This is a genomic window from Bacillus sp. AFS012607 (assembly GCF_002558005.1).
Lineage (GTDB): Bacteria > Bacillota > Bacilli > Bacillales > Bacillaceae_G > Bacillus_A > Bacillus_A thuringiensis_S.
Map to the genome: position 1 here is coordinate 220864 of NZ_NTVM01000010.1, position 19814 is coordinate 240677.

Consider the following 19814-nt stretch of genomic DNA (forward strand, 5'->3'; position numbering starts at 1 on the left):
TTTATAATAATTTTAAATAAATAATAATTACTATGAAAGAAAGAGGAGGATCCCCCTAGATGAATCCAAATAATCGCTTAACAACAAACCAAGGTGCTCCAGTTGGAGACAACCAAAATTCTCGTACAGCTGGTCGTCGTGGACCAGTATTATTAGAAGACTATCATTTAGTAGAAAAACTTGCACACTTTGATCGTGAACGTATTCCGGAGCGTGTTGTGCATGCACGTGGTGCAGGTGCTCACGGTGTATTCGTAACGAAAAATAGCATGAAGCCATATACGAAAGCAGCATTTTTACAAAATGAAGGAACTGAAACACCTGTATTTGTTCGTTTTTCAACGGTTATTCATGGTCAAGGTTCTCCGGAAACAGCTCGTGACCCACGCGGTTTCGCAGTTAAATTTTATACAGAAGAAGGGAACTACGATATCGTAGGTAATCATTTACCAGTTTTCTTCATTCGTGATGCAATTAAATTCCCTGACATGGTTCATTCTTTAAAACCAGCACCGGATACAAATATTCAAACGCCAGATCGTTATTGGGATTTCATGACGTTAACTCCAGAGTCTACACATATGATGACATGGGTATTTTCTGATTATGGTACACCAGCAAGCTATCGTGAAATGGAAGGTTTCGGTGTCCATTCATTTAAATGGATTAATGAAGAAGGTAAAATTGTTTATATTAAATACCACTGGAAACCGCAGCAAAGTGTACGTAACTTAAATGCGAAAGAAGTGCAAGAAGTGCAGGGGAAAGACTTCAATCATGCAACTCGTGATTTGTTCGACGCAATCGAAAAAGGAAATCATCCAAAATGGGATTTACACGTACAAGTTATGCAACTAGATGAAATGGATTCTTTAGACTTTGATCCACTAGATCCAACGAAAGTATGGCCAGAAGATCGCTTCCCGTTAATTGAAGTAGGGACAATGACGTTAAATCGTAATCCGAAAAACTTCTTTGCAGAAGTAGAACAAGTAGCGTTCTCTCCAAGTGCAACTGTAAATGGTATTGAACCATCGGAAGATAAATTATTACAAGGTCGTTTATTCTCTTACCCAGATACACAGCGTTATCGTCTTGGTGCAAATTACTTGCAAATTCCTGTAAACTGCCCATATGCAGCTGTTCATAACCAACAACGTGATGGTGCGATGCAAATGAATCAAAACCCATCTACAATCAACTACGAACCGAGCCGTCATGCAGAGAATCCAGTTGAAGACAAAGCTTACCGCGATTCGACTATGAAAGTAGAAGGCTATGTATCTCGTGAAAAAATCGAGAAACCAAATGACTTTAAACAAGCAGGTGAGCGTTACCGTTCATTCTCTAAAGAAGAGCAAGATAACTTAATTGCAAACTTAACAAATGACTTGAAAGACGTAAATGAACGCACGAAATTACTAGCTGTTTGTAACTTCTTCCGTGCAGATCAAGAATACGGTATGCGTTTAGCGCAGGCGTTAAATGTTGATATTACGCAATATGTAGGAAATGCTCCAAAATAAATAGGAAAAGACGACCGGGTTTCGGTCGTCTTTTTTGTATAACGTTATGTGGGGTATTTTGCTTGTAAATTATGTCGGAATTTGTTTGTAAATCGATATGTTGTGTCGGACCGTTGATATATTGAAAGAAACAATCGATATATTTGAAAAATCGTTGATATATCCAAAAAACCGTTGATATATTTACATTTATACTAGGTGGGGTATGTTGCCTAGTACGCAAAAAAGAGATGCAATCTACTATCAATAGATTGCATCTCTTTTTTAGTTTACTCGCTCTGCATGTTCATAAGCCTTCTCGCCATGCATTGAAATATCAAGACCCATGTGTTCTTCATGTTCATCGACGCGAACGGGGAGGAAGAAGTTGATCGCTTTAATAATGGCATACGTCATGATGATCGTGAATGCATATGTTGCGCCAATCGCTATAAGTTGTTTAAACAGTAACGCGGCATTTCCGTAAAATAATCCGTTTGCGCCATCCCCGTTTACGGCAGTAGTTGCAAATAGTCCTGTTGCAATACCGCCCCAAGTTCCTCCGATGCCGTGGCATCCAAAGGCATCAAGTGTATCGTCATACCCGAATTTTGTTTTTAGGAAGAAAACGGCGCCGAAGCATATTATACCACCAATTGCTCCGATAAGAAGGGCGGAGAAAGGTGTAACGAACCCGCAGGCTGGTGTAATAGCTACTAGACCAGAAACAACTCCGCAAGCAGCTCCCATCGCGGTCGGTTTTGATTGGAAGAACCATTCAGAAAGCATCCAAGTTAGAGCAGAGGCAGCAGCGGCTATATTTGTATTAATAAATGCAGTTAAAGCTACGTCGTTTAAGGATAATGCGCTGCCAACGTTAAAACCGAACCAGCCAAACCATAATAAGCCTGCGCCTAACATTGTAAATGGCAAATGGTGAGGAGAAGAACCATTTATGTTTTTTCGTTTTCCAAGGAAAATAGCTAATACAAGACCGGCAACTCCGGAAGTGATGTGAACGACATTTCCGCCAGCGAAGTCTAGTGCACCAAGTTCCCTTAGCCACCCACCGAGGCCCCATACCCAATGAGCGACAGGATTGTAAACGATTGTTGTCCATAGAAGGATAAAAATAAGAAAGGCAGAAAATCGCATTCTTTCAGCGAATGCACCTGAAATTAAAGCTGGAGTTAAAATGGCGAACATGAGTTGAAACATCATAAATAAATTGTGAGGAATAGTAGATGAGTAGTCTGGATTTGGTGCGTAGGTAACTCCGTTTAGACCGAACCAATCAAGTGTACCGATAAGTCCGTGCCAATCTGGCCCGAATGATAAAGAATAGCCGATAACAATCCATTGAATCGAAACGATAGCCATTGCACTATAACTATGCATCGTTGTACTGAGTACGTTTTTGCTACGAACCATACCTCCATAAAAAAGTGCCAATCCTGGTGTCATCAACATGACCATTACTGTCGTCACAAACATAAAAACCGTATCTCCCATATTCATGATCTCTCCTCCTGGAATGTTAGAAAAAATAACATCTATTTGTTATGTTTCATATCATATTCGAAATAAAACTAAAAATCAACTAAAAATTCAGAAAATTACATACGTGATGTCATAAAATCTAACATAGATTATTTTGTGAGGATTGAAATCGGCATATGCGTTTCACTTGGATAATTGGTATAATATTCTTACAATTAAAAAATTGGGGGATGCGTGTGGGAAAAATATGGACTAGGAAACTATTCATTTGTTTTTGCTTAGCTGTTATTTTGTTTGTACCAATACATACTTTTGCAGACGAAAAAAGAGAGTGGCGAGATGAGGTTATATACTCCATTATGATTGATCGCTTCAATAATGGAGAACCGAAAAATGACAAACAGTTAGAAGTTGGTAATTTAGAAGGGTATCAAGGCGGGGATATAAGAGGAATTATAAAAAGGTTGGATTACATAAAAGAAATGGGTTTTACTACCGTTATGCTTTCGCCACTTTTTGAAAGTGGAAAGTACGATGGATTAGACGTGCGAAATTTTAAAAAGGTAAATGAACATTTCGGGACAGAAAATGATGTGAAAGAACTTGTAAAAGAAGCTCAGGCAAAAGGAATGAAAGTTGTATTTCAATTTCCGCTTGGAGAAAACGAACAACAGGTAATTGACGCAATGAAATGGTGGATAAAAGAAGTTGATTTAGACGGAAGTTATGTTATACATAGTGAAAAAAAGCCGCGTTCCTTTTGGGATAACGCGCAAAAAGATATGCAAGTGATAAAGAAAGATTTTCGTATTATGACAAAGGAGGATAGCGAATACAACGAAAAAATAGTAGAATCGTTTTCCAAAGCGGATGTATCGGTGAAATCGTTATACGATGTGAGTAAAAAAGAAGGAGAATTTGTTACGTTCTTAGATGATCAAGAAACAAAAAGATATGCGCGTATTGCAAAAGAAAATATGTATTATCCGCCATCACGTTTAAAACTGGCGCTTACATATCTGTTAACATCACCTGGAATTCCGAATTTTTATTACGGAACTGAAATTGCATTAGATGGAGGAAGTGTACCCGATAATAGACGATTAATGGATTTTAAGTCAGACGAAAAATTTATGCAGCACATAACAAAACTAGGTGAACTTAGACAGGCGAGACCGTCTTTACGACGCGGTACGTTTGAGCTATTGTATGATAATAGCGGGATGAGCATACTAAAACGAAAATATAAAAATGAAGTAACTTTAGTAGCAATTAATAATACGAAAGAAACACAAAAAGTCTCCTTACCTGCAAGTACGATTGGTGAAAAACAAGAGTTAAGAGGATTGTTAGAGGATGAAATTATAAGAGAGGAAAATGGGGGATTTTATCTCGTTTTAAAGCGTGAAGAATCAAACGTGTATAAAGTTAACGGAGAAACAGGTGTGAATTGGTTATTTATCTCCTTAATCGTTGGTGTGAATGTATTATTTATTGCGTTTTTAATTGCAGTTAAAAGGAAACGTAGATGAGAAGTTGCTCGTTCTATGTTCATGTCTTCTTATTGTATTTGTTTGTTCGGTGGGGCAATAGTGTTTATTCTGTTGATATGAAATTTCTTAAGAGAAACGATACGAAAATGAAAACTTCTCTAATGAGAGGGGGTTCCAGGTTAGGGAGAAAGTCTTTTTCCTAGCCTGTTTTTGTGTCAATACGGATAGAGAAAGATCTTTGGAACGAACGATAATTGCAACTATATTAATTTTATATTACATTAAAAATTAGAGAATACTCTTATACTAATATAGTGCTAAATAGTAGGTGGGAAAATGGAATTTTACGATTTGGGTATTACCATTAAAGAGCTTAGAATTAAAAAAAATATATCACAATCCGAATTATGTCATGGAATATGTTCGCAAAGTCAAATTAGCAAAATAGAAAAAGGTATGATTTATCCATCTAGTATATTGTTATATCAATTATCAGAAAGACTTGGTATTGACCCGAATAATATATTTGCATTAACTCAAAACAAAAAATTTAAATATGTAGAAAATGTAAAATACGTAATAAAAGATTGCTTAAAGCAAAAACAATATAAAGAACTTTATGAAATAGTGAAAAAAGAGAAAGATGAAAAAAATTTCCAAGCAAAAGAAGATAAACAATTTCTCCTATGGCATGAAGCAATTGCTGTATTTGAGGTGAACAGATCCATAAAAACTGCTTTAAAACTTTTAAATAATGCATTAAAACTAACTTTAACCAATGTTGATTTTTTATCAGAAAGAGAAATAGATATTATGCAGACAATGTCTATATTTTATGCGGAAAATAAAGAATATGATAAAAGTATTACTATATTAGGAAGATGTTTAACTAATTTTAATAAGTTAGATTTTCCGAGAGATAAAGCGATTAAATTAAAAATCATTTTTAATTTAGCGAAATGTTTAGGTATGACCTATCAATATGAAGAAGCGGTAAAATACATTGATAAGGGCATCAAATTAGCTATTAATCTAAATACTTTATACTTATTAGGTGAACTGTACTATTTAAAAGGATGGAATTTATTAAGATTTAAACAACAGAATGAAGAAGATATTGCAAATAACATGAAAAAAGCATTATTTATATTTGAACTAACAGAAAAAGAAACTCTGATAAAAATGGTTAAAGAAAAATATTTTGAAAATCAAACTGAAAAAAGCCACTCATAATTCATTTGGAAATCACTTGAAATATAATAAAACCTACAGGGGAAATCCCTGTAGGTTTTATACTTATAAACTTGCTTCTAAAATATTAGTGTTTAATATAAGAGTGTCCTTAACGTACTTTTTTATTTTGAAGTCTGCATCTTTATTAACAATTTATGCTTCTTTTTAACTCCATCCAAATATGATTAAAATTAAGATGGTTCAAGTCGGAGGAAGGCACTTTGATGTGTCTTTTCTTATGACTTTTATCATTAACTATTTAATGTTTTTTAAATGATTACATGACATAGTTTTTTTGTACCAAGCTTTGTTGATACAGTTAGACTTATCCGTTAGTGTATTCGTATTATTAGAACATCCTACAGTATTTAGGGAGAATGTGGCCAATAAAAACCATAATATTAATTTCTTCATATAACCACTTCTAACTCTTTTTTAATTAACATTTTTTAAGATCCTTATTAATTTTACATTATATTAAAGGTTGGGAAATATTCTTATACTCATAAATTGTTACGTTTTGGCGGGAAGAGAAATTATAAGTTACAGCGATTTTTAAGATGACTTTGGCCTAGGATGTAATTACTAAGAAAAGTAATTCAAATCGAAGGGGAAACGTCTTAAATTGTCTTTTTTTTTATTTTCAATAAGGTCTGCTAAATGCATGTATGAAACAAATTCTACAATAAGGCCTAGTTTAATCATGCATTCACTTGTGAAGTATTCGTATAGTTAGACTCTGTTCACTTAGCAATTTTCACCGCAGATGCCTTTTTTCTATGGCTTGTTCTTGTAATATTGTCTCTACAAAACTAAAAAGAAAACTCCTCTAATTAAGAGGAGTTTTCTTTTTAGCGGTAGTTAATGAACTGTACGTCGATTGGTAAATCAGCGCTACGAACAGCTGCAATTACTGCTTGTAAGTCATCACGGCTTTTCGCTGTAACACGTACTTGATCGTCTTGTACTTGTGTTTTTACTTTTAATTTCATTTCTTTAATGATGTTGTTAATTTTTTTAGCGTTATCTTTATCGATACCTTGTTGAAGTGTTGCGCGTTGGCGAACAGTGTTGCCAGTTGCAGCTTCAACTTTTCCGTAATCTAAGTTCTTAATTGGAACGTTACGTTTTACAAGTTTAGAAATTAAAACGTCTTTTACTTGGTCTAATTTGAACTCGTCGTCAGAAGTTAAAACTAGTACTTCTTTTTCTAATTTAATATCACTTTTACTTCCTTTAAAGTCATATCGGTTTTGGATTTCTTTTAATGCGATATTAATTGCGTTTGTTACTTCAGGTAATTCTACTTTCGAAACGATGTCAAAAGAACTATCTTTTGCCATAGTTAGCACCTCCAAATAAATTTCTAATCTTGTTATGTACTGTACATACTAAAGTATAGCTGAAAACGAGTCTAGACTTAAGTGTTTTCATACTTATATTCATGTAACCTCACTTTATTATAGTGAATTTTGGGCAGTTGGACAAATACAGGAAAAATCATGTTATAATTAACTTTTGTTTGGAATGATAAAAAAGATAATTTTATATATATAGAAGGGAATTAACAAATATGTATTTGCAAATAGGATCGATTGAACAGGTAACTGTTTTACGCGAAACGGAAATTGGATATATGGTTGGGAATGAAGAAGAAGAAATTTTCCTACATAAAAACGAAGTAGCTGGAGAAATTGAAGAAGGCGATACGATTGATGTATTCTTATACCTTGATCACCAAAATCGTATTTCAGCAACAATGAAGGAGCCAATTATTACAACGTATGATTGGAACTGGGTAAAGGTTGTAGAAGTCATTCCTAGTTTAGGTGTGTTTGTTGATATTGGTGTATCAAAAGATATACTAATTCCAGCTGATGAGTTCCCGATTTATATGCCGGTATGGCCAGAAGTAGGCGACGAATTATATTGTACGTTAAAATTAACGAATCGTGATCGTTTAATTGCTCTTCCGGCAAGAGACAGTGATATGCAAGAAATTATCGTAGATGCAACGCCATCTATGCGTAATAAAAACGTAAATGGACGTGTATATCGTTCTCTTCAAGTTGGTTCATTCGTACTAACTGATGAGCATTTCCGTGCTTTCTTACACCATACAGAAAGAAAAGAACAAGTCCGCATCGGGGAGCGTGTAACGGGCCGTATTATTGACGTGAAAGATGATGGTACAATTAACATTTCACTTCTTCCTCGTAAAGAAGAAGGAATGGAAGACGATGCGGCAGTAATTTATGCATATATGGAAGAACGAGGCGGAGCAATGCCGTTTTGGGATAAGAGCCATCCAGAAGATATTAAAGAACGCTTTAACATGAGTAAAGCTGCATTTAAGCGCGCACTTGGTAAGTTGATGAAAGAAGAAAAAGTTTACCAAGAAGAAGGTTGGACTTACTTTAAGAAATAAGATAGAAGATTAAAAAGCACAACCTTATTTTNNAAAATAAGGTTGTGCTTTTTTAATTTCCTTGTGGAGAAACAAGAGTAAATGTATCTTTCAAATCACTATCGTTTATTTTAATATTTGCCTTTTTTAATTCCTCTTGTAACAATTTTTTGCTGAATATAGGGTCAGCGATACGTTCTTCTTCTAAGTTTTTGCGAATAGATTTTTTTACTTCATCGTAAGGTTTTAAATCTTTTTTATCATTTAATTTAATAACGTGATAACCGTTTGATGATTTTACGGGGTTGCTAATTTGTCCAACATTTAGTTTGTAGGCAGCCGTTTCAAATTCAGGAGCCATTGTACCTGAATTGAAGTATCCAAGGTCTCCGCCTTTATCTTTTGATAGTAGATCTTGTGATTCTTGTTTTGCTAATTCTTCAAATGAAGCACCAGCATCTAGTTTACTCTTTATTTCTTTCGCTTCATTTTCGTCACTTACTAAAATGTGACTCGCTTTAATTTCTGGCTTATAGTGGTCTTTTACGTCTTTCTCTGTAATGCTTTTCTTAATCGCTTCATTCATAGCAAGTTTGAACTTAATTTGATTTTTGAAATCCTCTTCATCTTTTAAACCATTATTTTCTAATACTTTTTTGAATTGATCTCCATATTGTTTTTTTACTTTTTCTACTTCTTTATTTACCTCTTCATCAGATACTTTATATTTTTTTGTGATGACGTCTTGTGCCATCATTTCGTATAGCATGTCTTTTCCGTAACGATCTTTCAACTGTTTTTCGAAGTCGTCCTTCGTAACGGTTGAGTCTGTTGCTGTGGCGACTGTAGCTGATTCGTTTTTTTGTCCGCAAGCAGATAGCATCAATATACTTATTAGTGCAGTAATAATGAAAATTTGTTTCCCTCTCATGCCAACACCTCATCCGAATATGTTATCGCTATTGTAGAATATAGAAGTGAACATGAAGTGAATTTTTAATGTTTTTTCCTGTGAAATGTAAAAAAAGTACATCAACATAATTGCTGATGTACGGTGGAATCAAAGGTGATCGGTCTTTTTAGAGTATGCACGTTTACCTTGCTCTATATTTTTTTGTTCTTGCTCATTTTTTTGTGCGCGTTTTGCATTATTATCGCGTGCTTTTTTGTCGTTATCACTCGTATGTGGCATATGTATCAACTCCATTCCTAAACGTTGTACGTTTATCATTTCCTTTTTCGTAAAGACTATGTATAGCGGTGCATTTATGAAGGGTAAAGGTGGATTCGAAATGGATTTGAAGTTGAATTATACTGAACTTATAAAGAAGTTAATCGTTGTAATCATCGCAGGTTTATTAAACGCGATTGGGATGAATTTATTTTTAACACCAGCAAAAGTGTATGCGAGCGGCTTTGCTGGATTGTCTCAATTATTATCACAAATATTAGGTGATTTTTTATCGATTCACATATCTACGGGAGTATTGTTTAGCTTATTTAATATTCCTGTCGTTATTTTAGCGTGGAAAAAGGTTGGAAAGGCCTTCACCTTTTTTAGTTTTCTTTGTGTTATATTTATGACTCTGTTTCTAGAAATCATCCCTGTTAGAGCGGTTTCGAATGATATTATATTAAATGCGATTTTTGGCGGGATTATTTCGGCAATTGGAGTAGGGATTGCTTTAAAGTGGGGTGCTTCTACAGGTGGATTAGATATTATCGCCATGATTTTATCAAAAATAAAAGATAAGCCTGTCGGTACATACTTTTTCTTTTTTAATGCAATTATCATTATCGCTGCTGGCTATGTATATGGATGGGAAAAAGCGTTATATACGTTAGTGACTTTATATGTATCAACGAGAATTATTGATGCAATTCATACTCGTCATGTAAAGATTACAGCATTAATTGTTACGAAGAATGGGGCGGACGTAAGAAAGGCGATTCACTCGCGATTAGTAAGAGGAATTACAACGATACCAGCAACAGGTGCTTATACGAATGAAAATAAAGAAATGTTAATGATGGTTATTACCCGTTACGAGTTATACGAATTGGAGAGGATTATTAAACAAGTGGACCCAGGTGCATTTACAAATATACTGCAAACAGTTGGGGTGTTCGGATTGTTTCGGAAAGATTAAAGAGGACCAAAGTTGGTCCTCTTTTTTAATGTACATTCGTAATGTTTTGCAATTGCTCTTGCATTTCACGGAGCTGAACTTTTTCAGCAGTTGAAGAGTTTGCGTAAGCGGATTGCAAAGCATTTTTTGCTCTATATACGAGATCTTGTTGCTCAGTACCGCTTGAACAAGATACGGCATTTTCAACAGCATCTCTAGCTTGTTGGAATAGTAAGTTCCCCATTTAAACCCCTCCAAAAGAAGAGTTACTTCTTGCCTTTTCTGCCTCAGCTAATGTACCTCTGTACGGGAATCTTGCATCATGCTTCATAACAGCATCGGCTCCTTGTTGGATAAAACGTTTTGATTTGTTCTTTTTACCCATTCGAAAAACCCCCTTTATTTAGCTGAAAACAATCGACGCGATGTCTTATGCGCCTACTTATAGTATGGGCATTTGGCAGGAAACTATAAGTAGGGAATTTTTAGATTACAACCCAAGAACCTCTTCTAAATATAAAGCAATACCATCTTCTTCGTTCGTTAACGTAGTATGGTTTGCGAGTGATTTTAATTCAGGGATGGCATTACCCATTGCGATGCCGTGACCAGCAAATTCAATCATTTCAAAATCATTATCTTCGTCACCGAAAGCGATAATTCGCTCTTGTGGAATGTTGTAATGACTAGAAATTTTTTGTAATCCGACCGCTTTATTTAATCCGCTTTTTACAATTTCAATAATCGGCCAAGGTGCACCCCATTTTCTATGGTCGATTACTTCCGCATGCATATCAGTTAAATGTTGACGAATTGCAGTAGAATGCTCGTCATGTGCGTCAATTAATAAGCAAGTTGGATGGTCATTTAAAATATTTAATAAGTCTCCTGTAAAAATCTTAGGAGAACCGAATTCGAAAATGTGTTTTTTATCTTCATCAATTTCACGAACATACACATCATCCATAACTTCAGCGTATATATTTTTTACGCCGAAATCAAAACAAGCTCGTACAATTTCTTGCGCTGTTGCTAGCTCAAGAGGAGAGTGATGTATACCCCAGTTTGAATCAAGAGGATGGTGCACGTACGCACCGTTAAAGTTTACGATAGGTGTATTCAGACCTAGTTCTTTATAGTAATCATAACTAGCGCGGAATGGACGTCCTGTTGAAATAACGACAACGTGTCCTTGTTCCTTTGCTTTTGCAATTGTATGTTTCGTTCGAGTGGAAATTATTTTGTTGTCTGTTAATAAAGTGCCGTCTAAGTCTAATGCGATTAAATGTTGTTTGTTCATAATTTCACCTCTTATAATAATTTTTTTGTTTCTATCTGTATTTCCGTTTTTAATATGCAGAAATAAGAGGTTAGACTGGGTGAGACCACCATAGATGGAGGTTTCACTATATATCCATCTTACGTCGCGAAGTACTATGGTGTCTACTATTTCTCGTTGGAAATTAAGAAAAGTCAACATCTTTTTAGAAAGTTCAAATAATGTTTCTTTCATTATGTACAAAATGTGAAAAGGGTTACATTGCTCGTATGATGAGGCATATAATGAACATGTAATCTTCTCGTATATGTTTGACTCTCCTTTGAAACTAGCCTAGAGTAGGTTGGTTTCTTTTTTTCTACAGATAGGAAAGGAATTCCTTCCTAAGCTTGTGTCATTCATGTATATGTACAAGAATGAGATGTAGTACTTGTTTCCTAAACATGACAGAAAACCTTTCTTTTAAAATGGATATACTAATGAGGCAAGACGTCATGGAAGGAGAATGAAGATGGGACAAAATCGCAGGTTTCGTTCTGGACAAAAAGCGCCAAATGATGGCATTTACGTAGAAATTGGTGAAACGGGAAGTATGGTAAAAAATCCGCAAATGGTACAATTAACTGCCGGTGAAAAGTTTCCAGATAACACGAATCATAACCGCCAGTGGACATATAAAAGAAAACCGTAACAGAAGCCGCAATCTTTATTGCGGCTTTTTTGTTGTTACATAATGTAGTTTCATTTATCGTACTTTTTTTAATAGCATAATGAATGCTCCTTTTTTCTTTTTCCAATAATAAGTTTGAAAATGCATAGGCGAATTTATTGTATAAAAAAGTCAGTTGGCGTATAATTAAATCAAAGGTCAAAGAAAGTCAAACGTTTGGAGGGCTGTAAAGATGGACTTAAATCAAATGACAACAAAAACACAAGAGGCGATTATGAGTGCCCAATCTTTAGCGGTATCTCATCATCATCAAGAAGTAGATACTGTTCATCTCTTGTTTACATTATTAGAAGAGCAAGATGGGTTAGCAGTGCGTATTTTTCAAAAAATGAATGTCGATATAGAAGCGTTAAAGCAAGGCGCCGAAAGTTTAATTAAGAAAAAGCCTTCTGTAACGGGAAGCGGTGCAGAAGTAGGCAAATTATATATAACAGGTGCTCTGCAACAACTATTTGTAAGAGCAGGAAAAGAAGCAGAGAAATTGCAAGATGACTACATTTCAGTGGAACATGTATTGCTTGCTTTTTCTGAAGAAAAAGGCGATATCAATCAATTATTTACAAGATTTCATATTACGAAAGATAACTTATTACAGTCTTTAATGACAGTTCGGGGGAATCAAAGAGTGACTAGTCAAAATCCAGAAGCAACTTATGAAGCGTTAGAAAAATATGGCCGTGATTTAGTGGCAGAAGTGAGAGCAGGGAAAATTGATCCTGTTATTGGCCGGGATAGTGAAATTCGACGTGTCATTCGCATTCTTTCACGTAAAACGAAAAACAACCCTGTTTTAATTGGTGAGCCAGGTGTTGGTAAAACAGCAATCGTTGAAGGGTTAGCGCAGCGTATTGTGAAAAAAGATGTACCTGAAGGGCTAAAAGATAGAACGATCTTCGCGTTAGATATGAGTGCGCTCGTAGCTGGTGCGAAATTCCGTGGTGAGTTCGAAGAGCGTCTGCAAGCTGTATTAAATGAAATTAAAAAGAGTGAAGGGCGTATTTTATTATTTATTGATGAACTTCATACAATCGTTGGCGCCGGTAAAACAGAAGGTGCGATGGATGCAGGGAATATGTTAAAACCGATGCTTGCTCGCGGTGAACTACACTGTATTGGGGCGACGACATTAGATGAATATCGTAAATATATTGAGAAAGACCCGGCGTTAGAAAGACGTTTCCAACAAGTATTAGCAGAAGAACCAACTGTTGAAGATACAATTTCCATTTTACGTGGTTTAAAAGAGCGTTTTGAAATTTATCATGGTGTAAATATTCATGACCGCGCGATTGTAGCAGCATCAGTTTTATCAGATCGATATATTTCGGACCGTTTCTTACCAGATAAAGCAATTGATCTTGTCGATGAAGCGTGTGCAACAATTCGTACAGAAATCGATTCTATGCCGACAGAATTAGATGAAGTAACGCGTCGTATTATGCAGTTAGAAATTGAGGAAGCAGCTCTTGGAAAAGAAACAGATCGTGGTAGCCAAGAACGTCTTAAAACGTTGCAACGTGAACTATCAGATTTAAAAGAAGTTGCAAGTGGTATGAGAGCGAAATGGGAGAAAGAAAAAGAAGACATTCACAAAGTTCGTGACTTACGTGAACATTTAGAACGTCTGCGCCGTGAATTAGAAGAAGCAGAAGGTAATTACGATTTAAATAAAGCAGCCGAACTTCGTCACGGGAAAATTCCAGCAATTGAAAAAGAGTTAAAAGAAGCGGAAGAAATGGGCGCGCATAATAAACAAGAAAATCGTTTATTACGTGAGGAAGTAAGTGAAGAAGAAATTGCAGATATTGTTTCACGCTGGACTGGTATTCCTGTTGCTAAACTCGTTGAAGGTGAACGCGAGAAATTACTACGCTTAGAGCAAATCTTATCAGAGCGTGTCATCGGACAAGAGGAAGCAGTAAGCTTAGTATCAGACGCGGTTCTTCGTGCTCGCGCTGGTATTAAAGATCCGAACCGCCCGATTGGTTCCTTCATTTTCTTAGGCCCTACGGGTGTTGGTAAAACAGAACTTGCAAAAACGTTAGCGCAGTCTTTATTCGATAGTGAAGAGCAAATGATTCGTATTGATATGTCTGAGTATATGGAGAAACACGCAGTGTCACGCTTAATTGGTGCACCTCCTGGATATGTAGGATATGAAGAAGGCGGTCAATTAACAGAAGCGGTAAGACGTAAACCATATTCCGTTATTTTATTAGATGAAATTGAAAAAGCACATCCAGAAGTATTCAACATTTTATTACAAATGTTAGATGATGGACGCATTACAGATTCGCAAGGACGTACAGTGGACTTTAAAAACACAGTTATTATTATGACTTCAAATATTGGATCTGCTCATTTACTAGATGGATTAGAAGAAGATGGCTCGATTAAAGAGGAATCAAGAGACCTTGTAATGGGGCAATTAAGAGGACATTTCCGCCCTGAATTTTTAAACCGTGTTGATGAAATTATTTTATTTAAACCTCTTACAACGAATGAAATTAAAGGTATTGTTGATAAAATTGTAAAAGAATTACAAGGGCGTTTAGCTGACCGTCACATTACAGTAGAATTAACAGACGCAGCAAAAGAATTTGTTGTAGAAGCTGGCTTTGATCCGATGTATGGAGCTCGTCCATTAAAACGATACGTACAACGTCAAGTGGAAACGAAATTAGCGCGAGAATTAATTGCAGGAACAATTACTGACAATAGTCACGTAGTTGTCGATGTAGAAAATAACGAATTAGTTGTTCATGTGAAATAAAAATAAAAAAGAGTTCGGATAAAATCCGGACTCTTTTTTTAGTGTTGTTCTACTGGCTCGTTTGGAATTGCAGCTGAAATCGCTAGTACTAATACAGCAAGAACAACTGAGAAAATAGACGCTTGGTTAAAGTCGTATGTACCGCCAGTCATAGAGCCGATTACATAGCTCATCATATGTACAAGTAAGAACGACCAAATTAATGCCCAAATGAAACGCATATTTTACACCTCTATTCGTTCAATCTGTCCTTATTGTAACACAATTGAAAAAAGAATATAGAAAAATATTTGTAGATTTTTCAACGCAAATTTGCATTCCGTTCATACATTATAAAAGAGTGGTTTTATATGTTTAGAAAATAAGGCGGGGGAAAAATGAGTATTACGGAACGTTTTTTTTACTTAGAAAAAGAACCATGTGTCATTTATTTACCGGAGAAGCCAAATGGATTTTCGGTTATGCTCCTCGGTGATTACAACTACTTTATTGAGAATGGTACAAGTTTATGGACACAGCATGCGGGAAGATCTTATTTTTTACATGGCCTTATTGAGGAAGGCTACACAGTCTTTTCTTCTAATTTATACGGAAGGCACTGGGGAAACGACCAATCTGTTCGTCTAGCAAAACGTTTATATGATGTTGTTTTGAGAAAAGAGACGTTAAATGCGAAAATGCACATAATGGCAGATGGTATGGGTGCGCTTGTAGCACTTGAAATGATGAACAAATACCCTGAATGTATTCGTTCTGTCATTATGTTGAATCCATGTTTAGATTTACCAGAATATGTGGAATTTGAGAAAGAGCATAAGTTTTTTTACAAAAGATTAGTGAAGGAATTAAGTTTGGCGTATGATGCCAAAGAAGAAGAGTTAGATTTAAAAATAAATAAGAAATCATTTACGCTTCTGCCATCTTGTGTACCTGTCAAAGTTTTCGTATCAACACAAGAAAAAAGAGGAAGAAAACAACAGTTGCGTAAATATGAGAAAATGAGGCAATTAAATCAATGCGATACTTCTGTCTTGTTCCATCTGCAAGATGTGAAATATAAAATGGTTAGGCAAACGACTGATTTCTTTAAAAAATATGAAGAAGAATTGTGAAGCTCCCATATACATAAATGAGGAGCTATTTGTTTCAAGGAGAAAGGGTTGGTGGTATGGAACGCGTGCTGATAATAGGTGCACTTACGTTTGTAGGTTATCACCTTGTGAATAAAATGATCGCAGAAGAAGTAGAAGTGTATGGTCTTGATTTTGATGAATTCAATAGTATGACCAAAATTAATGAAGAGAAGTTATTGTTAATTGGGCGAAATGCGTTATTTACGTATTATTCGATAAGAGATGAAGATGGATGGAGATTAGTAGAGGAAGAGAGATTCGATACTGTTTACTTTTGCTTATATGAGCCAAATCAGCAATGTGGATTTCGGAATGAAAGAGTCATATTACAATATTTAAAGCGAATTATAAGAATGTGTGAAGAACAAAAATTGAAGTTAAATTTAATTTCTTCTATTGAAGTAGGTAGTACAGATGAATCGGAAAATAAGCGCATATTTTTGAAAGTAGAAGAAGGATTGAAAAAAGGGGATTTACAATATAGTGTATTTCGAGTTCCTACATTATATGGACCGTGGCAACCGTCTTTTATGATGTATCATCAGCTCATTTTATCAGAACTGGATGAGAAAGAGTGCTATTATGCGAGTGAGGAAAACGGAAGTGATCTACTGTACGTGGAAGATGTATGTGAATACTTATGGGAAAATGGAATGAACGAGCAGCATCTCGGTATATACAATTTGCTTAGTGGTAAAAAGTCATTATGGAAAAAAGGTATGAACCTTTTACGCGCGGATGATAAAGTAAATAAAAATAATAACGAAGTAAGAGATGAGGCTATCGAGGTAATTTCGATAAAAAGAAATACTCCGTTAGAATACGGTTTAAATAAGCAACTGGCACACATGAAAAAATATAAAGAGTTATACGAAGGGTAGCACGCGTGTTACACTATTGTATGTGAAAGTTTTAATGGAGAGGAAGAGTATAATATGAACGAAAAAAGCATGCAGTTTTTACAAATCGCAATGAAGCATTTACCAGAAGCAAAGGCCATTTTAGATGATAATGGAATTGCGCTTGATATGGAGAAAGCACAACCAGTATTAGAGTTATTGATGAAAGTTATGAACGAAGCATATGAGCTTGGGAAAGCAGATCAACAATAAAACCCTTTCTTTTTGAGGAGAAAGAGGCTCGAACCGTCGAGAGAAGCGGTTCGAGCCTTTTTATATTTCAAAAGAAACAGGTAAGGTATGTTTCTGTTTCTTTTAATAAACAATAAAGTGAATAATGCCTAGCTTTATGTTTTAGCTGAAATATATTCTAGACAAAAATACATTTATGTTTTAAAATTAGTACCAAGTCATAATAATTGATATAAAACGGAGGGCTGCGATGTGAACGTGGGCATTTTAGGGATCGGAAGATATGTGCCGGAAAAAGTAGTCACAAATCACGATTTAGAGAAGATAATGGATACATCCGATGAATGGATTCGTACGAGAACGGGAATTGCCGAAAGACGCATTGCCGATGATACAATAGATACTTCGTATATGGCCGTAGAGGCTGCTAAAAAAGCACTTGAAGATGCAGGGGTTAGCGGAGAAGATATCGATCTTATTTTGGTGGCGACAGTAACACCAGATCGTGCGTTTCCAGCAGTAGCTTGTGTCATTCAAGAAGCGATTGGAGCGAAACATGCAGCTGCAATGGATGTAGGTGCAGCATGTGCTGGTTTTATGTACGGAATGATTACAGCGCAGCAATTTATTCAAACGGGAACTTATAAAAATGTATTAGTAGTTGGTAGTGATAAACTATCTAAAATTGTAGACTGGAATGATCGAAATACAGCGGTACTATTTGGAGACGGAGCCGGTGCTATCGTAATGGGAGCTGTTTCAGAAGGAAGAGGCGTTCTATCTTTCGAATTAGGAGCAGACGGAAGTGGCGGTAAGCATCTTTATCAAGACGAGTATGTTATGATGAATGGCAGAGAAGTGTTTAAATTTGCCGTTCGTCAACTTGGTGAATCTTGTCTTCGCGTGCTGGATAAAGCTGGTCTTACGAAAGAGGATGTGGATTTCTTAGTACCGCATCAAGCGAACATTCGTATTATGGAATCTGCAAGAGAGAGATTAAATTTACCACAAGAAAAAATGAGTATGACAATTGAAAAGTTTGGTAATACATCAGCTTCTTCAATTCCAATTGCAATGGTAGAGGAATTGCAAAATGGACGTATTCAAGATGGTGATTTAATTATACTTGTTGGTTTTGGCGGCGGATTAACATGGGGAGCAGTTGCTCTTCGTTGGGGTAAATAAGGACTGAGAGAAAAAAAGGAGTGTATTTTGTATGGAAAAAAAGAGGGTCGTAATTACAGGGCTAGGAGCTGTTACACCGATCGGTACAGATGTTGAAACAGCGTGGGAAAACATTAAAAAAGGTGTATCTGGAATCGGACGACTTACAAGAATTGATCCGGAACTATTTCCAGCAAAAGTAGCAGCAGAAATTAACGACTTTGAAGTCGAGAAATATATTGATAAAAAAGAAGCGCGCCGTATGGATCGCTTTACACAATATGCAGTAGCAGCAGCGAAAATGGCAGTTGCAGATGCAAAGCTTGAAATTACAGAAGAAAACGGACCTCGAATTGGTGTATGGATTGGATCTGGTATTGGCGGTATGGAGACATACGAAGAACAATTTAAGATTTTTACTGAGAAAGGTCCGCGCCGTGTGAGCCCATTCTTCGTGCCGATGATGATCCCAGATATGGCAGCAGGTCAAGTATCAATCGCAACAGGAGCGAAAGGAATTAACACTTGCTCTGTAACGGCTTGTGCATCTGGTGCAAACTCAATTGGTGATGCATTTAAAGCAATTCAGCGTGGTGATGCTGATGCAATGATAACAGGCGGAGCTGAAGCGCCGTTAACAAGTATGGCATTCGCAGGATTTAGCTCAGCGAAAGCATTAACATTTAATGAAGACCCAGCAACGGCTTGCCGTCCATTTGATAAAAACCGTAGCGGTTTCGTAATGGGTGAAGGTTCAGGTATTTTAATTCTTGAAGAATTAGAGCACGCATTAGCTCGTGGTGCTCACATTTATGCGGAAATCGCTGGTTACGGTGCAACTGGTGATGCATTCCATATTACAATGCCGGCTCCTGGTGGTGAAGGCGGCGTGCGTGCAATGCGTCAAGCTTTAGCAGATGCAGGTCTACAGCCAGAAGATATTGATTACATTAATGCGCACGGTACAAGTACGGATGCGAATGAAAAGTATGAAACGATGGCAATTAAAGAAACGTTCGGTGAGCACGCGTACAAAGTAGCAATTAGCTCAACGAAATCAATGACAGGTCACTTATTAGGAGCAGCTGGTGCTGTTGAAGCGATCTTCTCAATTAAATCAATTACAGACGGAGTAATCCCTCCAACAATTAACTATGAAACACCAGATCCAGAATGTGACTTAGATTACGTACCGAATCAAGCGAGACAACAAGAAGTAAATGCAGTATTAAGTAACTCACTAGGATTCGGTGGTCATAACGCAGTATTAGTATTTAAATCGTATAAATAATAGATGAAATAAGGAGTTTTTTCGTAGCATATTACGAAAAAACTCCTTATTTATTTTTACGTCTTTTTCTCTTGTAGCATATACAT

The 19814-nt window shown here is 36.1% G+C and carries 20 protein-coding genes; 12 read left to right on the plus strand and 8 right to left on the minus strand.

Going from position 1 to position 19814, the window contains the following annotated elements:
* Positions 1–59: 59 nt before the first annotated feature.
* On the plus strand, positions 60–1526 hold the full coding sequence (gene katB, locus CN409_RS11480; protein WP_001069166.1) for a catalase KatB: 1467 nt from the start codon (positions 60–62) through the stop codon (positions 1524–1526).
* Positions 1527–1790: 264 nt separating this feature from the next.
* Here the strand turns inward: katB and CN409_RS11485 are convergent, their stop codons facing one another.
* A complete protein-coding gene (locus CN409_RS11485; protein ID WP_001055851.1) occupies positions 1791–3023 on the minus strand; it encodes an ammonium transporter in 1233 nt (410 codons plus the stop codon).
* A 158-nt stretch (positions 3024–3181) separates the two neighbouring features.
* Here CN409_RS11485 and CN409_RS11490 point away from each other — a divergent pair, with 158 nt between their 5' ends.
* Positions 3182–4537, plus strand: coding sequence for an alpha-amylase family glycosyl hydrolase (locus CN409_RS11490; protein ID WP_141527704.1), 1356 nt, complete (start codon positions 3182–3184; stop codon positions 4535–4537).
* 297 nt (positions 4538–4834) lie between these two features.
* Positions 4835–5731: a helix-turn-helix domain-containing protein gene (locus CN409_RS11495; RefSeq protein ID WP_000397873.1), complete on the plus strand. Its 897-nt coding sequence runs from the start codon at positions 4835–4837 to the stop codon at positions 5729–5731.
* A gap of 851 nt (positions 5732–6582) precedes the next feature.
* Here CN409_RS11495 and CN409_RS11500 read toward each other — a convergent pair.
* The gene (locus CN409_RS11500) at positions 6583–7074 is read right to left on the minus strand and encodes a YajQ family cyclic di-GMP-binding protein (protein WP_001040146.1); all 492 of its coding nucleotides are present in this window, start codon (positions 7072–7074) and stop codon (positions 6583–6585) included.
* A gap of 230 nt (positions 7075–7304) precedes the next feature.
* On the opposite strand from CN409_RS11500, the gene CN409_RS11505 reads away from it, so the two are divergent.
* Positions 7305–8159, plus strand: a complete 855-nt coding sequence (locus CN409_RS11505) for a CvfB family protein (RefSeq protein WP_000281261.1) — start codon at positions 7305–7307, stop codon at positions 8157–8159.
* A gap of 52 nt (positions 8160–8211) precedes the next feature.
* On the opposite strand, the gene prsA is transcribed toward CN409_RS11505, so the two are convergent.
* Together prsA and CN409_RS11515 are read right to left on the minus strand one after the other, a co-directional pair.
* Entirely contained in the window at positions 8212–9069 is an 858-nt protein-coding gene (gene prsA / locus CN409_RS11510; RefSeq protein ID WP_097980915.1) for a peptidylprolyl isomerase PrsA, read from the minus strand.
* Positions 9070–9198: 129 nt separating this feature from the next.
* On the minus strand, positions 9199–9330 hold the full coding sequence (locus tag CN409_RS11515) for a DUF3941 domain-containing protein (protein ID WP_001120845.1): 132 nt from the start codon (positions 9328–9330) through the stop codon (positions 9199–9201).
* A gap of 100 nt (positions 9331–9430) precedes the next feature.
* Between CN409_RS11515 and CN409_RS11520 the strand changes: the two genes are divergently transcribed.
* On the plus strand, positions 9431–10288 hold the full coding sequence (locus CN409_RS11520) for a YitT family protein (protein WP_000364431.1): 858 nt from the start codon (positions 9431–9433) through the stop codon (positions 10286–10288).
* A 25-nt stretch (positions 10289–10313) separates the two neighbouring features.
* Here CN409_RS11520 and CN409_RS11525 read toward each other — a convergent pair whose 3' ends face one another.
* The 3 genes from CN409_RS11525 to CN409_RS11535 all read right to left on the minus strand — a co-directional run bounded on the left by CN409_RS11525 (position 10314) and on the right by CN409_RS11535 (position 11567).
* Positions 10314–10511 (minus strand): DUF3813 domain-containing protein, encoded by a 198-nt coding sequence (locus tag CN409_RS11525; RefSeq protein WP_000527408.1) that lies wholly within the window; start codon positions 10509–10511, stop codon positions 10314–10316.
* Positions 10512–10652: a hypothetical protein gene (locus CN409_RS11530; protein WP_000516816.1), complete on the minus strand. Its 141-nt coding sequence runs from the start codon at positions 10650–10652 to the stop codon at positions 10512–10514. It abuts the gene before it with no gap.
* Between the two features lie 105 nt (positions 10653–10757).
* Entirely contained in the window at positions 10758–11567 is an 810-nt protein-coding gene (locus CN409_RS11535) for a Cof-type HAD-IIB family hydrolase (RefSeq protein ID WP_001041241.1), read from the minus strand.
* 490 nt (positions 11568–12057) lie between these two features.
* On the opposite strand from CN409_RS11535, the gene CN409_RS11545 reads away from it, so the two are divergent.
* On the plus strand, positions 12058–12237 hold the full coding sequence (locus tag CN409_RS11545) for a YjzC family protein (protein WP_000531422.1): 180 nt from the start codon (positions 12058–12060) through the stop codon (positions 12235–12237).
* A gap of 211 nt (positions 12238–12448) precedes the next feature.
* Positions 12449–15049: an ATP-dependent chaperone ClpB gene (clpB, locus tag CN409_RS11550; RefSeq protein WP_000365378.1), complete on the plus strand. Its 2601-nt coding sequence runs from the start codon at positions 12449–12451 to the stop codon at positions 15047–15049.
* Between the two features lie 38 nt (positions 15050–15087).
* Here the strand turns inward: clpB and CN409_RS11555 are convergent, their stop codons facing one another.
* Positions 15088–15270: a YjzD family protein gene (locus CN409_RS11555; RefSeq protein WP_001211116.1), complete on the minus strand. Its 183-nt coding sequence runs from the start codon at positions 15268–15270 to the stop codon at positions 15088–15090.
* A 156-nt stretch (positions 15271–15426) separates the two neighbouring features.
* Between CN409_RS11555 and CN409_RS11560 the strand changes: the two genes are divergently transcribed.
* The 5 genes from CN409_RS11560 to fabF all read left to right on the plus strand — a co-directional run bounded on the left by CN409_RS11560 (position 15427) and on the right by fabF (position 19728).
* Positions 15427–16161, plus strand: coding sequence for a lipase family protein (locus tag CN409_RS11560; protein ID WP_000028706.1), 735 nt, complete (start codon positions 15427–15429; stop codon positions 16159–16161).
* A 29-nt stretch (positions 16162–16190) separates the two neighbouring features.
* Positions 16191–17063: an NAD-dependent epimerase/dehydratase family protein gene (locus CN409_RS11565; protein ID WP_000486171.1), complete on the plus strand. Its 873-nt coding sequence runs from the start codon at positions 16191–16193 to the stop codon at positions 17061–17063.
* Between the two features lie 54 nt (positions 17064–17117).
* Positions 17118–17294 (plus strand): ComZ family protein, encoded by a 177-nt coding sequence (locus CN409_RS11570; RefSeq protein WP_001003335.1) that lies wholly within the window; start codon positions 17118–17120, stop codon positions 17292–17294.
* 231 nt (positions 17295–17525) lie between these two features.
* Complete coding sequence (fabH, locus tag CN409_RS11580; protein ID WP_001100533.1) at positions 17526–18458, plus strand: beta-ketoacyl-ACP synthase III; 933 nt, start codon at positions 17526–17528, stop codon at positions 18456–18458.
* A 31-nt stretch (positions 18459–18489) separates the two neighbouring features.
* The gene (gene fabF, locus CN409_RS11585) at positions 18490–19728 is read left to right on the plus strand and encodes a beta-ketoacyl-ACP synthase II (protein ID WP_000412645.1); all 1239 of its coding nucleotides are present in this window, start codon (positions 18490–18492) and stop codon (positions 19726–19728) included.
* Positions 19729–19814: the final 86 nt, after the last annotated feature.